Raw genomic sequence first — 13,033 nt, 5'->3', positions numbered from 1 at the left:
TGTCCTATAGGATCGGCCGTCGGGGCTCAGCCCTCGGGCCACCGGCTATGCACATCGAAGCCTTCGCCGGTCAAAAGCAGAATGGTTTCATAAAGCGGCAGGCCGACGACATTGGTGTAGGAGCCCACCATCTTCTGTACGAAGGTGCCGGCGAGGCCCTGGATGCCGTAGGCGCCTGCCTTGCCGCGCCACTGGCCGGAGGCCAGGTAGTTCTCGATCTCGAAGCCGGAGAGCCGCTTGAAGCGGACCTTGGTCTCGACGATCTTCTGGCGGATCTTGCGATCCGGCGTCACCAGGCAAACGCCGGTGTAGACCATATGGTTGCGCCCCGACAGCAGATGCAGCGAGCTCAACGCCTCATCGGCGAACTCCGCCTTGCCGAGAATGCGCCGGCCGACGGCGACCACCGTATCGGCAGACAGGATATAGCTGCCCTTCCAGGTGATATCGCCCTTGATGGCGGCAAGGGCGGCTTCGGCTTTCTCAGCCGAAAGCCGTCGGGCCAGCGAACGCGGATGCTCCGACTTCTTTGGCGCCTCGTCGATATCCATCGGCATCAGGCGCGAAGGCTCAATGCCGGCCTGGTTGAGCAGGTCAACGCGACGGGGCGAACCCGAGGCCAGAATGAGCTTGTATTTCAGCGTCATGGAACCTCGACCATCGGCAGACGGGAGAAAAACCCTTGCAGGGCCTTGGGCAAGCTTACTTGAAACGGTAGGTGATGCGGCCCTTGGTCAGATCGTAGGGCGTCATTTCCACCAGCACCTTGTCGCCGGCGAGAACGCGGATGCGATTCTTGCGCATGCGCCCTGCGGTATGGGCGATGATCTCGTGTTCGTTTTCGAGCTTCACGCGGAACGTCGCATTCGGCAGAAGTTCGGTGACGATTCCCGGGAATTCGAGGACTTCTTCTTTAGGCATATAAGTGTTTTCTTCCTGTGGGTTGAATAGGCAGCGCAGGGCGCGCCTTGAAAATTTGGGCGGAAACTACACAATCAACGATGGTTTGTGAACCTTGTTGATCAGGCTTTCCTTTATTTGTTTTCATGCCGATTGCGCGGCGATGCCATTTCGCTTGAGTAGCCGGCTTTCTATGAGGCCGGCCAGGTGATCGCGAACCTCTCGGTAGCTTGTCAGAATCTGCTCGCGCGTTCCGCTTGCAACCGTGGGATCCATCGTCGGCCAGTAGACGACATCGATCGCATTCGACCGGGTCAACTCGAGCGCCGCGTGATGGGCCTGCGGCGACAGGGTGATGATCAGATCGAAATAATCGTCCTCGAGCTCTTCCAGCGTCTGCGGCTGGCGGCGGCCGAGAGAAAGCCCGATCTCCTCGAGCACCGCATCCACGAAGGGATCGCGCTCGCCGGCGCGAACGCCGGCCGATCGTATATAGGTATTGGCCGGCAGAATGCTACGGGCGATCGCTTCGGCCATGGGCGAGCGGATGGCATTCATCCCGCACATGAAGAGGATGGCGCCCGGCCGCTTTCCCTCCTCGATCTCGGCGGCGCGATCCATTGCCGTCATCCGCGCCAGTAGAGCACGCAGACCAGCGTGAAAAGGCGCCGGGCGGTGTCGAAATCGATCTCTATCTTGCCGGCGAGCCTGTCCTTGAGCGTCTGCGAACCTTCATTGTGGATGCCGCGCCGGCCCATGTCGATCGCCTCGATGCGGCTCGGCGTCGCCGAACGGATCGCTTCGTAATAGCTCTCGCAGATCATGAAGTAATCCTTGACGATCCGCCGGAAAGGGGTGAGCGACAGGATATGGGTAGCGACGCCGCCGCCCTCTTCGGTGGTGATGGCGAAGACAAGCTTCGAATCGACCAGCGAGATGTTCAGCCGGTAAGGCCCGCCGGCGTGGCCGAGCGGCTCGAAGCTGTTTTCCTCGATCAGGTCGAAGATGGCGACAGCGCGTTCATGCTCGACATCGGGCGTCGAACGGCCGATCGTATCGTCAAGGACGACGTCGCAAAGCCGGAATTCGCCCTTCGCCATGCCCTCACCTTTCGAGGTTGAGGCGGATCGCGACCGACCGCGCATGGGCATCGAGGCCTTCGGAAACCGCAAGCGCGATCGCCGCCGGGCCGAGGCTGCGCAGCTGCTGCGGGCCGAGGCGCAGGATCGAGGTGCGCTTGACGAAATCGAGCACCGAAAGACCGGAAGAGAAGCGCGCCGAACGCGCCGTCGGCAGCACGTGGTTCGAACCGCCGACATAATCGCCGATCACCTCGGGCGTATGAGCGCCGATGAAGATCGCGCCGGCATTGCGGATGCCGTCGAGCAGCCGGTCCGGATCGGCGACGGCGAGCTCCAGATGCTCGGCGGCGATACGGTTGGCCAGCGGAATGGAATCCTTCACTTCGGCAACGAGGATGACCGCCCCGAAATCGCGCCAGCTCGCCGCCGCCGTCTCGGCGCGGTTCAGCGTCTTCAGCTGGCGTTCGACCGCCTGCTCCACCGCCTTGCCGAACGCGGCATCGTCGGTGATCAGGATCGCCTGGGCGCTGACGTCGTGTTCGGCCTGCGCCAGGAGGTCGGCGGCAATCCAATCCGGATTGTTGTCCTTATCGGCAATGACCAGCACCTCGGAGGGGCCGGCGATCATATCGATGCCGACGGTGCCGAAGACATGGCGCTTGGCGGCAGCGACATAGGCATTGCCGGGGCCGGTGATCTTGGCGACCGGGGCGATCGTCTCGGTGCCATAGGCAAGAGCCGCGATCGCCTGGGCGCCGCCGACACGATAAATCTCGGTGACGCCGACGAGCTTGGCGGCGGCAAGCACCGCCGGATTGACGGCGCCGCCCGTGGCGGGAACGGCGATGACGATGCGATCGACGCCGGCGACCTTGGCCGGCACGGCGTTCATCAGCACCGAGCTCGGATAACTCGCCGTGCCGCCCGGAACATAGAGCCCGACCGCTTCGATCGCCGTCCAGCGCGAGCCGAGACCGACGCCCATGTCGTCCTCGTAGATATCGTCCTTCGGCAGCTGCCGGCGATGATGGGATTCGATGCGCAGTGCCGCAAGCTTCAGCGCGCCCAGCACTTCCGAAGGCACCGCCTCGACGGCGGCGTCGATCTCCTCTGGTGTGACGCGCATCGGCACGGTGGCGAAATCGATGCCGTCGAATTTCAGCGAATATTCGGCGAGCGCCACGTCGCCGCGGGCCCTGACATCATCGATGATGGCGCGAACGACGGTGTTCACATCCTCGGAGATTTCACGCTTGGTCGTCAGAAAGGCGGCAAAATGCTGCTCGAAACCTTCCGATGCCTGATCCAGCCAGATTGCCAAGGCCGATATTCCCTCTCAACTCGAAACTGCGATATTCAAACTTCAGGCGTCAAGCACTGAAGCTCTTTTTATGCATGCCGTTATCCCGGAACCGCTGCACACTTCCGGGCGACATGCACTAGCGGTGACGCGGCTTGGAAGAGGCCTCCCAGGCGCCGCCGATATCGGCCATCTGGACCTCGATGCATTCGACATCGAGCGCGATCGAGGCCGTGCCGGACAGCGACAGTTCGACCGTACCATCCGGCCCCTCGCCCTTCGGCTCGAAGCGCAGCGCCAGCAGTGACAGCACCTCGTCGCGTTTGCCACGATCGATGCCGAGCGACCGGACGGCCAGCACACGCTTGAAGACCAGGGCGGCACGGCGGCGCTCGAAACCGCGGCGCTTGCGCTCGGCACCTTCCCAGACGAAACGATTGACGGCAAGCGCGAACTGCGCGTCGCGCGGCGACCAGTCGATGTCTCCGACCTTGAAGACACTGTCCTGCATATGCGCGGAAACGACCGCAAGGTCCTCGTCATCGAGCGCAATAAGCTTCAGGTCGGTCATTCAGCCTCATCCCCCGCGGGCACCGCCGGAATGGCGATGCGTCAGAAGGGAAATAAGATGCCGCAGCGGATTACGCAACCGGGATAAGGGCGCGTTTACTCGCTGATGCGCTCGACGATGGCGCCGCAGCGGGTCAGCTTCTCCTCGAGCCGCTCGAAACCGCGGTCGAGGTGGTAGACGCGCGACACCGTGGTTTCGCCCTCGGCGGCAAGGCCGGCGATGACGAGCGAAACCGAGGCACGCAGGTCGGTCGCCATGACGGGCGCGCCGCGCAGGCGCTGGACACCTTCGATCTTCGCCGTCTGGCCGGAGAGCGAAATCCTGGCGCCGAGGCGGGCAAGCTCCTGCACATGCATGAAGCGGTTTTCGAAGATGGTCTCGGTGACATGCGAGACGCCGGAAGAACGCGTCATCAGCGCCATAAACTGCGCCTGCAGATCGGTGGGGAAGCCGGGGAAGGGATCGGTGACGATATCGACCGGCTTGATGCCGGCGCCGTTGCGCTTGATGCGCATGCCGTTGTTGGTCGACGAGATCTCCGCGCCGGCCCGGCGCAGCGTTTCCACCGCGGTCTCGAGCAGCGCCACATCGGTATTTTCGAGCACGACGTCGCCGCCGGTCATGGCGACGGCCATGGCATAGGTGCCGGTCTCGATGCGGTCCGGCAGGACGCGGTGACGGGCGCCGGAGAGCGAGGTGACGCCTTCGATGGTGATCGTCGCAGTCCCCGCGCCCGTGATCTTGGCGCCCATGGCGTTCAGGCAGTTGGCGAGATCGGCCACTTCGGGCTCGCGGGCGGCATTGCCGATAACCGTCGTGCCGCGGGCAAGCGTTGCCGCCATCATCATCACATGGGTGGCGCCGACGGAGACCTTCGGGAAGGTGTAGCGCGCGCCGATCAGGCCGCCGGCCGGTGCCTTGGCGTTGATATAACCGGCATCGATGTCCATCGTCGCGCCGAGCGCCGTCAGGCCTTCGATGAAGAGATCGACGGGGCGGGTGCCGATGGCGCAGCCGCCCGGCAGCGAGACGCGGCAATGGCCTTCGCGCGCGAGCAGCGGGCCGATGACCCAGAAGGAGGCGCGCATCTTCGAGACCAGCTCATAAGAGGCTGTCGTATCGACGATGGTGCGGCAGGTGAAATGGATCGTGCGGGCGTAGGAATCTTCCTGGCGCTCGCGGCGGCCGTTGACGGCGACATCGACGCCATGATTGCCGAGGATGCGCATCAAGAGTTCGACATCGGCCAGATGCGGCACGTTTTCGAGCGTCAGCGTATCGCTGGTCAGAAGCGAGGCGATCATCAGCGGCAGTGCGGCATTCTTGGCGCCGGAAATCGGAATGATGCCATTCAGCTCATTACCGCCGACGATTCTGATACGATCCATGTGCGCTTACGGGCCGCGCCCGCCTTTCCTGAAAGTTCTGCCTTGGAATAAGGAGTGGAGTGTTTAGGGGATTTCTGACGACGCTTCAATTCGTCCGGGACGGAACATTACGATTCGTCCATTTTTGCGGCGGGCAGTCCATTTGTTTCGTCGGCCTGGCCCGAACGGCGGGCGCGCACTTGCTGTTTGCGTCGCCCCAGATTTTCCCTGAGCTTTTCAGCGGCGCGCTCGCGACGCAGTTTCGCCTGTGCCTCGAGCGCTTGCTTGCGGCTCTGCTGGCCGGTTTCGGTCTTGTCGTTCATGCCAAAAGGATTAGCCGAATTCGCGCCGATCCAAAAGCCCCTTGCACGGCAATCCACGCGAAGTTGGAATTTGCTGCTTGCGCTTGCCGTCAAGCTGTGGCAATAGCCGCCCCGTTCCCGCGATTGAGCCCCGGCTCGCGCGGATCTGGTCCTGCTGCCGTAGCTCAGTGGTAGAGCACACCCTTGGTAAGGGTGAGGTCGGTGGTTCAATCCCACTCGGCAGCACCAGTTTTCTTTCAGTATTAGGAACCATTTTGCTCACTCGGTGAGGCCGGCCCCTCGTCCGGCCGCCGCCACCTTCTCCCGTAAACGGGGCGAAGGGACCCGGCCGCACGCTCTCCGTTTCACCAACCTCTCGCAGGGCAGCCATCTGACGAGAGCCGGGAAGGCCATGCAGGCTGACATTTCGTCTCATCAGCAATAATCGATTCACCATTGTTGACCGCAAAAATCGCGCTAGAATGCCTATCATGGCGGAGTTTCCCCGGAGGAACTGGGAGATGCTGCACGTCGTTTCTGTCGACAATCGTGGAGGAGTATCGATGGCAACTGAAAGATGGAACAGCCCGGTCAAGGTCGGTTTCGAAGGTGCCGATGCGCGAACGGTCAATGGTCCGTTCGATGCGCTGAAGTGCCTGGCGGATCTCTGGCCGAGTATGCGCGGGCTTCGTTACATCAAGGCCCGCAGCGCCTGCCGGGCAGCGCTCGACGGGCGCAAGAGCGTGGAAGAAGCAAGAGCCGAGTTCCTGGCGGCGGCCGAAGAGGCGAAGCTGAAGCTGCATTGAACTGGCGCATAATCCTTTCCGAAAATCGATTCCGATTTTCGGGGTTATGCGCTGCACTTCGGTCGGGATTTCCAAGTCACTTCAGGTCGTTCGTAAACGGAACGTGCCGGAACGGAACAATGTTTTAATTTTGCTTAACCCTGCATCGAACTCGCGCCGGGTTTTGGTGCAACAGGTGTTGCGCCTGGTACAGGTGTCTTCATAGAAGATGCCCAGCCATCATGATGATGGTTAGAGGCTCGTACCCTTAGCGGAGACGCAGGCGAGCCTCGTCCGAGCAAGTCCTCATGTTTTCAGCAGTCTGCGCCGCCCTCGTCCTCGACCTCGACATAACCGACGCCGATGATCGTACCGTCCGCCGCGCGGATGAAGGAGGGGAGATAGTGGGGCTCTACCGGCTGGCAGGCGACGGCCCCGGTATATTCGTTGAGGGCGATCTGGTCCTTCGGCAGAGCGGAATAATTCGTGCCGGTTTCCAGCGAGGCATGGGCGGAGCCGGCAAGGACACCGCCTGTAATCAAGGTCATTGCAGAGATGCGAAGAAGCGACTGCATGAGGGTCTCCAGCGTTTGGGTCCGGCCTTTCAACCCGCGGAGGGCATTTTGGTTCCCTTCATGCGCCGCAAGACATGGAGGGCACGCGGGCCGGCTAGCGTCGCAGCAGGCGTCCGCGCACATGGCCTCGGCCGACGATGCTCTCGGCAATCTCGACGGCCCGCTCGACATCGCCGCGCCGGCGCACGAAACCTTCCAGGACAACATAGGCGCCCGATATGCTGACGATGATGTCCGCCGCTTCGATATCGCCGGCCGCATGAAGGGCGCTTTCCACCGAAGCGCGCGTCGCCGCATCGCTGTGGCCCTGCCGGCCGGACTCCTCATGGCCGGTGAATGCTGGAAATCCGAGCACCGTGACCGTCTCCTGATGTTGGTAGATATCAGTTAACGCCGCGGCGAGGCATTTCGTTGCGGCCGGGTGGCCAGCCCTTGGCGAAAGACGCGGCGATTTCCATATCTGGCTGCAGTCGAAAGAGGGATGAAGACGATGAAAGCGCTTCTATCAGCCTTGTTAACCGCGGCCTTGCTTGCCGGCTGCTCCTCGGCCGATAGCCCGGCGCTGGACCCCATTCCCGGCAGCATTACCTATGGCGGCCAGCCGCGAACGAAGCTCACCAAATCGCCGGTCGGCAGCGCCGTCTACAACCAGTTCTACAACGAAACGGGCCAGCGCGTGGAGGAAACCTATATTCTCCAGCCGGATCGCAGCCTGAAACTGGTGCGGCGCGTGGTCGGCCCGGATTTCCCCGATTGAGGCGTGCTCGACGTAGCGCGGCGCTTGACAGCGGGGGCAATCGCGAACATTCAAGGAACATCTAATCTTTCCCCAGTGATTCTGCGGGAGCCCGACCGGACGGCTGGATGTACCTCGAAAAGCTCAATCCGCAGCAGCGCATGGCCGTCGAGCACGGCACGCTCACCGACGGCAGCCATATTGCCGGGCCGCTGCTGGTCATTGCCGGCGCCGGCTCCGGCAAGACGAATACGCTGGCGCATCGGGTCGCCCATCTGATCGTCAAGGGCGCCGATCCCCGCCGCATCCTGCTGATGACCTTCTCGCGCCGGGCAGCCGCCGAGATGGCGCGGCGCGTCGAGCGCATCTGCCGCGATGTGCTTGGCGCCAATGCCGGCGTCATGGCCGACGCGCTTTCCTGGTCGGGCACCTTCCACGGCATCGGCGCGCGGCTGTTGCGCGATTACGCCCAGCAGATCGGCCTCGATCCGGATTTCACCATCCACGACCGCGAAGATAGTGCCGACCTGATGAACCTCATCCGGCACGACCTCGGCTTCTCCAAGACGGAAAGCCGCTTTCCCACGAAGGGCACCTGTCTTGCCATCTATTCCCGAGCGGTGAATTCGGAAACCGCGCTCGATCTCGTGCTGCGCGACGCCTTTCCCTGGTGCGCGGCGTGGGAGAAACAGCTGCGCGAACTTTTCGCCTGTTATGTCGAGTCCAAGCAGAGCCAGAACGTGCTCGACTACGACGACCTGCTGCTCTACTGGGCGCAGATGGTCGGCGAGACTGTCATTGCCGAGGATATCGGCAGCCGCTTCGACCATGTGCTGGTCGATGAATATCAGGACACCAACCGGCTGCAGGCCTCGATCCTCATGGCGCTGAAGCCCGGCGGCCAGGGGCTGACCGTCGTCGGCGACGATGCGCAGTCGATCTATTCCTTCCGTGCCGCGACGGTGCGCAATATCCTCGATTTTCCCGCCGCCTTCAGCCCGGCCGCCGATATCGTCACGCTCGACCGCAACTACCGCTCGACGCAGCCGATCCTTGCGGCTGCCAACGCCGTCATCGATCTTGCCTCGGAGCGCTTCACCAAGAATCTCTGGACCGAGCGGCAATCGTCCGAGCGGCCGCGCCTGGTGACGGTGCGCGACGAGGCCGAGCAGGCGCGATACGTTGCCGATATGGTGCTCGACAACCGCGAAGAAGGTCTCAAGCTCAAGCAGCAGGCCGTGCTGTTCCGCGCCTCGCATCACAGTGGACCGCTTGAGGTCGAGTTGACCCGGCGCAACATTCCCTTCGTCAAGTTCGGAGGGCTGAAATTTCTCGACAGCGCGCATGTCAAGGACATGCTGGCTGCGCTGCGCTTCGCGCAGAACCCGCGCGACCGGGTGGCGGGCTTCCGGCTGATGCAGATCCTGCCGGGCGTCGGGCCGTCGACGGCGCAGAAGGCGCTCGACCTGATGGCCGAGGATGCCAGCCCGTTATCCGCGCTTGCCGCCATGCCCGCGCCGCCGCGCTCCGGCGAGGACTGGACTGATTTCGTTTCGATGCTGCAGGAGCTGAAGACCGGCAAGGCCGGCTGGCCGGCGGAAATCGGTCTGGCGCGGCAATGGTACGTGCCGCATCTGGAACGGCTGCATGAGGACGCCGCGACGCGCCAGGCCGATCTGCTGCAGCTCGAGCAGATCGCCAGCGGTTATGCCTCGCGCGAGCGTTTCCTCACCGAACTCACCCTCGACCCGCCGGATGCGACCAGCGACCAGGCGGGCGTGCCGCTCCTCGACGACGATTATCTCATCCTGTCGACCATCCACTCCGCCAAGGGCCAGGAATGGACGCGGGTCTTCATGCTGAACGTCGTCGACGGCTGCATTCCGAGCGATCTCGCCGTCGGCGCCAGCGCCGAAATCGAGGAGGAACGCCGGCTGCTCTATGTCGCGATGACGCGGGCGAGAGACGGCCTCGATCTGGTCGTGCCGCAACGCTTCTTCACCTATGGGCAGAATTCGCAGGGCGACCGGCATGTCTATGCCTCACGCAGCCGCTTCATTCCCGCCACCCTGCTGCAGTTCTTCGAGGCCTGCAGCTGGCCGCAGGTGAAATCGCAGACCGCCGCTCAAGCGCAGGCGCGGCAGGTACGCATCGATGTCGGCGCCCGCATGCGCGGCATGTGGCGATAGGCCCAGGACAGTTCAGAGCGAAAGCGGCGGCTCGGCCGGTTTCAGGAAATGCTCGATTGTTGCGACCTGCACGGCCTCGACTGACGCGGGCGACCATTTCGGATTGCGGTCCTTGTCGATGACGGCGGCGCGGATGCCCTCGAAGAAGTCCGGATTATCCAGCATCTGCAGGCAGGCGCCGAGTTCGCGGCCGAGGCATTCGGCGAGCGAGGCGCTGCGACGGCCGGCCCTGAGCAGCCGCAAAGCGAGCTTCAGGCTGGTCGGTGACCGCGTCAGCAGCACCCGCCGCGTCTCGGCGGCGAAGTCGCCCTCCTCCCCGGCAAGGGCGGCCAGGATCTCCTCGACGCTGTTGAAACGGAAGGCGCGATCGATCATCGCCGCATTCTGCCTGAGCCGGCTTTCTCCTGGAGACTCGGAAAGCGCCTGCAAGACGGCATCGACATCGCCGGACGAACTGCCGCGCGGCAGGGTCGACAGAGCATCGATCACCGCGCCGAGCCGCGACGAGGCGATCTGCAGGTCGGCGAGGCGGGCATGGATGGCATCGGCGGCACCGATATCGAGGCCGGTCAGGGCGAGCCATGTTCCGGCTTCGCCGGGGCTACGCGGCAGCAGCCAGGTGGCGCCGACATCGGGGACATAGCCGATGCCGGTTTCGGGCATGGCAAGCCGCGTGCGCTCGGTAACGATGCGGTGGCGGCCGTGCGACGACAGGCCGACGCCGCCGCCCATGGTGATGCCGTCCATCAGCGCGACATAGGGTTTGGGGTAGGAGGCGATCAGATGGTTGAGGCGGAATTCCTCGCGCCAGAAGCTTGCCGCCAGGCCATCGCCGGCGCGGGCGCTCTCATGCAGGGCGCGGATATCGCCGCCGGCGCAGAAGCCGCGTTCGCCCTCGCCCATGGCCACGACGCTTGCCACCTCGGAATCCCCGGCAAAAGCCTGCAACGCCTCGGTGATCGCGCGGATCATCGGCAGCGTCAGGCTGTTCAGTGCCCGCGGCCGGTTGAGCCGGATCACGCCTGCGGTGCCCCGCCGTTCAATGATGACTTCGCCGTCCTGCATGGTTCACCTCCTCGGTTACGACCATGAATAGACGACGATCCAGCTTCGCTCCAGTCGCTTTGCGACCGGTCGCGGATTTGATTGTTCAGGCAGACAGTGAATTGCGGGCGGAGGCCGCGGCATCGCACCTTGCGGCGTAGTCGATGGCAAGCTCCAGCGGCAGCGGCCGCGAGAAATGATAGCCCTGCGCCAGGCGAACGCCCATCGCCTTCAATCCTTCGGCGATCTCTTCGCTTTCGACGCCTTCGGCGACGGAGGCAATGCCGAGATTCTGGCAGAGATTGGCGACCGAGCGGGTGATGTTCATGCAACGAGCGTCGCGATCGAAATTCATCACGAAGGCCTTGTCGATCTTCAGCTTGTCGAAGCCGAGACGGTGGATATGGCTGAGGCTCGAATAGCCGGTGCCGAAATCGTCGAGCGCGATCGAGATGCCGGCGGCGCGCAGCATTGATATCACCTGATCGGCGGTGTCGAAATCGGAGAGCAGTGCGGTCTCGGTGATCTCGAATTCGATGCGCTTCGGATCGATGCCGGAGCGAGTGATCATGGCAAGCAGCGCCATCGAGGTCTCGTGGTCGCAGATATCGCGCGCCGAGAGATTGAAGGACAGCCTGAGATGCCTGGGAATGATCGCCAGCGCTTCGAGCGCCTTGGCGAAGAGGATGCGGGTCATACGGCCGATGACCGCTGTGCGCTCGGCAGCGGGAATGAAGGCTTCCGGACTGATGCGGCCGAAGCGGGCGCTGTCCCAGCGGGCGAGCGCCTCGTAGCCGACGACGCGGCCGCTCCTCAATTCGACGATCGGCTGATAGTCCAGTTTCAATTCCTTGGCGAAGTCGTTCGCCTGCAGTTCGAGTTCGATCAGGTGGCGCTGCGTCAGGATCTTCTCGTGGTCGGGCGAGAAGAATTCGACGCCGCTGCTGCGCTTGCTCTTGACCTGGTAAAGAGCGAAGTCCGCTTTCTCGTAGAGATCCTCGGCCGTGTACTCGCCGATATCGGGATAGACGATGCCGCAGGAACCGAAGACGCGGACCGAGCCGTCGGGGATTTCGTAAGGTTCGCGGACGGCGGCGCAAAGCGCCTGGCCGAGATCGGCGATCGCCTGGCGCGTCATCGAACAGGGGAAGATGATGCCGAACTCATCGCCGCCGAGACGGGAGACGATGCCCTCTTCGCCGACCAGCGCGACGAAGCGGCGGGCCGTCTCCTTGAGCACGAGATCGCCCGCAGCATGGCCGAAGACGTCATTGACGGGCTTGAAGCCGTCGAGATCGAGAATGCCGAGGACGGGCGGCGCGGACGGGTCCTTCTGCAGCCGTTTCTCCAGCGAGAGAAAGAAGCTGCGGCGGTTGGCAAGGCCGGTCAGCTGGTCATGCAGCGCGTTGCGGCTGTTGACGAGGTTCAGTTCCTCGGCCTCCGCCTGCTTCTGCTTCAGCTCCTCGGTCAATTGCACGAGGCCGACGAAATTCTGGAAATAGCTGTTGATCACCCTGAGGAAGGGCAGGATCAGGAACAGGCCGCTGACGGCGGTGGCGACGAAAACGGGATTGCCCGAGAACATGAAGGTCGCAATCATGGCCGAGAAGGTGATCACCGTGGTCAGTGCCGCCGCCATCGGCAGGTGCATCAGGCAAAAGATGCAGGAGATGCCGGTGACGACGAGGAAATAGGCGATCTGGCCCTGCTGGGAGGCGTCGCCATATTGATAAAGCGCGATCGCCCAGCCGCCGAAGGCGAAAGTCAGGACGCCGGCCCCGACCATTGTCACCTTCATCAGCTTATAGGCCCGTTCGGCGGTGACGTTTTCCTTGCCCCGGATCTCCCACCAGCAGAGACGGAAGACGCAGAGGACACTCAAGCCGACGGGAATGTAGAGCGAAAGCCAGAGGGGTGCGGATTTGAGGTGAGTGATCGCCACCGCAAGGGCGTTGATGATCAGGAGGACGTAGAGAATGGGGATCTGTGACGACGGGGCCCGAAACTGCGCCGTCAGAAGCGTCGGATTGTCCTTTTGCAGCTGCAATGCGGCCAGAAATTTCTTCATCTTCTCTTTTCCGTTGGCCCGAGCCAGCCAGAGAAAGCCTGATTTTTCCTTATTCACGTAACGGCATGCGACCCCGCAGGCGGGGGATATAAACAGGCTATTGCATCACTCCTT

The 13,033-nt window shown here is 63.0% G+C and carries 15 protein-coding genes and 1 tRNA gene; 4 read left to right on the top strand and 12 right to left on the bottom strand.

The annotated features are described in order from the left end of the window. Positions 1-26: 26 nt before the first annotated feature. The 8 genes from FHX10_RS20900 to FHX10_RS20865 all read right to left on the bottom strand — a co-directional run bounded on the left by FHX10_RS20900 (position 27) and on the right by FHX10_RS20865 (position 5,543). Positions 27-647 carry a Maf-like protein gene (locus tag FHX10_RS20900; protein ID WP_028757471.1) on the bottom strand — a complete coding sequence of 207 codons (621 nt, stop codon included), beginning with the start codon at positions 645-647 and terminating at the stop codon, positions 27-29. Between the two features lie 55 nt (positions 648-702). Further along, a complete protein-coding gene (infA, locus tag FHX10_RS20895; protein ID WP_003545338.1) occupies positions 703-921 on the bottom strand; it encodes a translation initiation factor IF-1 in 219 nt (72 codons plus the stop codon). Between the two features lie 123 nt (positions 922-1,044). Next, positions 1,045-1,530 carry a low molecular weight phosphatase family protein gene (locus FHX10_RS20890; RefSeq protein WP_184390129.1) on the bottom strand — a complete coding sequence of 162 codons (486 nt, stop codon included), beginning with the start codon at positions 1,528-1,530 and terminating at the stop codon, positions 1,045-1,047. Next, complete coding sequence (locus FHX10_RS20885; protein WP_097544977.1) at positions 1,527-2,000, bottom strand: UPF0262 family protein; 474 nt, start codon at positions 1,998-2,000, stop codon at positions 1,527-1,529. The genes FHX10_RS20890 and FHX10_RS20885 overlap by 4 nt, the downstream gene beginning before the upstream one ends. A 4-nt stretch (positions 2,001-2,004) precedes the next feature. Next, positions 2,005-3,303 carry a histidinol dehydrogenase gene (gene hisD / locus FHX10_RS20880; RefSeq protein WP_184390128.1) on the bottom strand — a complete coding sequence of 433 codons (1,299 nt, stop codon included), beginning with the start codon at positions 3,301-3,303 and terminating at the stop codon, positions 2,005-2,007. Positions 3,304-3,421: 118 nt separating this feature from the next. After that, positions 3,422-3,853 carry a DUF2948 family protein gene (locus FHX10_RS20875; RefSeq protein WP_028757475.1) on the bottom strand — a complete coding sequence of 144 codons (432 nt, stop codon included), beginning with the start codon at positions 3,851-3,853 and terminating at the stop codon, positions 3,422-3,424. 95 nt (positions 3,854-3,948) lie between these two features. Next, the gene (gene murA / locus FHX10_RS20870; RefSeq protein WP_028757476.1) at positions 3,949-5,241 is read right to left on the bottom strand and encodes a UDP-N-acetylglucosamine 1-carboxyvinyltransferase; all 1,293 of its coding nucleotides are present in this window, start codon (positions 5,239-5,241) and stop codon (positions 3,949-3,951) included. 107 nt (positions 5,242-5,348) lie between these two features. Continuing rightward, positions 5,349-5,543, bottom strand: coding sequence for a hypothetical protein (locus FHX10_RS20865; protein ID WP_184390127.1), 195 nt, complete (start codon positions 5,541-5,543; stop codon positions 5,349-5,351). A gap of 153 nt (positions 5,544-5,696) precedes the next feature. Between FHX10_RS20865 and FHX10_RS20860 the strand changes: the two genes are divergently transcribed. Then, a tRNA-Thr gene (locus FHX10_RS20860) sits at positions 5,697-5,771 on the top strand. A 314-nt stretch (positions 5,772-6,085) separates the two neighbouring features. Continuing rightward, the gene (locus FHX10_RS20855; protein WP_011650393.1) at positions 6,086-6,328 is read left to right on the top strand and encodes a DUF982 domain-containing protein; all 243 of its coding nucleotides are present in this window, start codon (positions 6,086-6,088) and stop codon (positions 6,326-6,328) included. A 293-nt stretch (positions 6,329-6,621) separates the two neighbouring features. On the opposite strand, the gene FHX10_RS20850 is transcribed toward FHX10_RS20855, so the two are convergent. Together FHX10_RS20850 and FHX10_RS20845 are read right to left on the bottom strand one after the other, a co-directional pair. Beyond that, entirely contained in the window at positions 6,622-6,882 is a 261-nt protein-coding gene (locus FHX10_RS20850; RefSeq protein ID WP_028756825.1) for a hypothetical protein, read from the bottom strand. A 94-nt stretch (positions 6,883-6,976) separates the two neighbouring features. Continuing rightward, positions 6,977-7,237 (bottom strand): BON domain-containing protein, encoded by a 261-nt coding sequence (locus FHX10_RS20845; RefSeq protein ID WP_097631395.1) that lies wholly within the window; start codon positions 7,235-7,237, stop codon positions 6,977-6,979. Between the two features lie 135 nt (positions 7,238-7,372). On the opposite strand from FHX10_RS20845, the gene FHX10_RS20840 reads away from it, so the two are divergent. Together FHX10_RS20840 and FHX10_RS20835 are read left to right on the top strand one after the other, a co-directional pair. Next, positions 7,373-7,639 (top strand): hypothetical protein, encoded by a 267-nt coding sequence (locus FHX10_RS20840; RefSeq protein ID WP_097594990.1) that lies wholly within the window; start codon positions 7,373-7,375, stop codon positions 7,637-7,639. A 107-nt stretch (positions 7,640-7,746) separates the two neighbouring features. Further along, positions 7,747-9,807 (top strand): ATP-dependent helicase, encoded by a 2,061-nt coding sequence (locus tag FHX10_RS20835; RefSeq protein WP_184390126.1) that lies wholly within the window; start codon positions 7,747-7,749, stop codon positions 9,805-9,807. A 12-nt stretch (positions 9,808-9,819) separates the two neighbouring features. Here FHX10_RS20835 and FHX10_RS20830 read toward each other — a convergent pair whose 3' ends face one another. Continuing rightward, entirely contained in the window at positions 9,820-10,872 is a 1,053-nt protein-coding gene (locus FHX10_RS20830) for an enoyl-CoA hydratase/isomerase family protein (RefSeq protein WP_127430959.1), read from the bottom strand. A gap of 85 nt (positions 10,873-10,957) precedes the next feature. Further along, the gene (locus FHX10_RS20825; protein WP_184390125.1) at positions 10,958-12,919 is read right to left on the bottom strand and encodes a bifunctional diguanylate cyclase/phosphodiesterase; all 1,962 of its coding nucleotides are present in this window, start codon (positions 12,917-12,919) and stop codon (positions 10,958-10,960) included. Positions 12,920-13,033: the final 114 nt, after the last annotated feature.

Source organism: Rhizobium sp. BK591 (assembly GCF_014195045.1).
In the GTDB taxonomy this organism is placed as follows: Bacteria; Pseudomonadota; Alphaproteobacteria; order Rhizobiales; family Rhizobiaceae; genus Rhizobium; species Rhizobium anhuiense.
Note: the sequence above shows the minus strand (reverse complement) of the source record. Positions and strands in the feature narration are given on the sequence as shown.

Bases quoted from the DNA above. Each gene is read 5' to 3' on its own strand.
- FHX10_RS20900 (WP_028757471.1), bottom strand. From the start codon at position 647: ATGACGCTGAAATACAAGCTCATTCTGGCCTCGGGTTCGCCCCGTCGC.
- infA (WP_003545338.1), bottom strand. From the start codon at position 921: ATGCCTAAAGAAGAAGTCCTCGAATTCCCGGGAATCGTCACCGAACTT.
- FHX10_RS20890 (WP_184390129.1), bottom strand. From the start codon at position 1,530: ATGACGGCAATGGATCGCGCCGCCGAGATCGAGGAGGGAAAGCGGCCG.
- FHX10_RS20885 (WP_097544977.1), bottom strand. From the start codon at position 2,000: ATGGCGAAGGGCGAATTCCGGCTTTGCGACGTCGTCCTTGACGATACG.
- FHX10_RS20875 (WP_028757475.1), bottom strand. From the start codon at position 3,853: ATGACCGACCTGAAGCTTATTGCGCTCGATGACGAGGACCTTGCGGTC.
- murA (WP_028757476.1), bottom strand. From the start codon at position 5,241: ATGGATCGTATCAGAATCGTCGGCGGTAATGAGCTGAATGGCATCATT.
- FHX10_RS20865 (WP_184390127.1), bottom strand. From the start codon at position 5,543: ATGAACGACAAGACCGAAACCGGCCAGCAGAGCCGCAAGCAAGCGCTC.
- FHX10_RS20855 (WP_011650393.1), top strand. From the start codon at position 6,086: ATGGCAACTGAAAGATGGAACAGCCCGGTCAAGGTCGGTTTCGAAGGT.
- FHX10_RS20850 (WP_028756825.1), bottom strand. From the start codon at position 6,882: ATGCAGTCGCTTCTTCGCATCTCTGCAATGACCTTGATTACAGGCGGT.
- FHX10_RS20840 (WP_097594990.1), top strand. From the start codon at position 7,373: ATGAAAGCGCTTCTATCAGCCTTGTTAACCGCGGCCTTGCTTGCCGGC.
- FHX10_RS20835 (WP_184390126.1), top strand. From the start codon at position 7,747: ATGTACCTCGAAAAGCTCAATCCGCAGCAGCGCATGGCCGTCGAGCAC.
- FHX10_RS20830 (WP_127430959.1), bottom strand. From the start codon at position 10,872: ATGCAGGACGGCGAAGTCATCATTGAACGGCGGGGCACCGCAGGCGTG.
- FHX10_RS20825 (WP_184390125.1), bottom strand. From the start codon at position 12,919: ATGAAGAAATTTCTGGCCGCATTGCAGCTGCAAAAGGACAATCCGACG.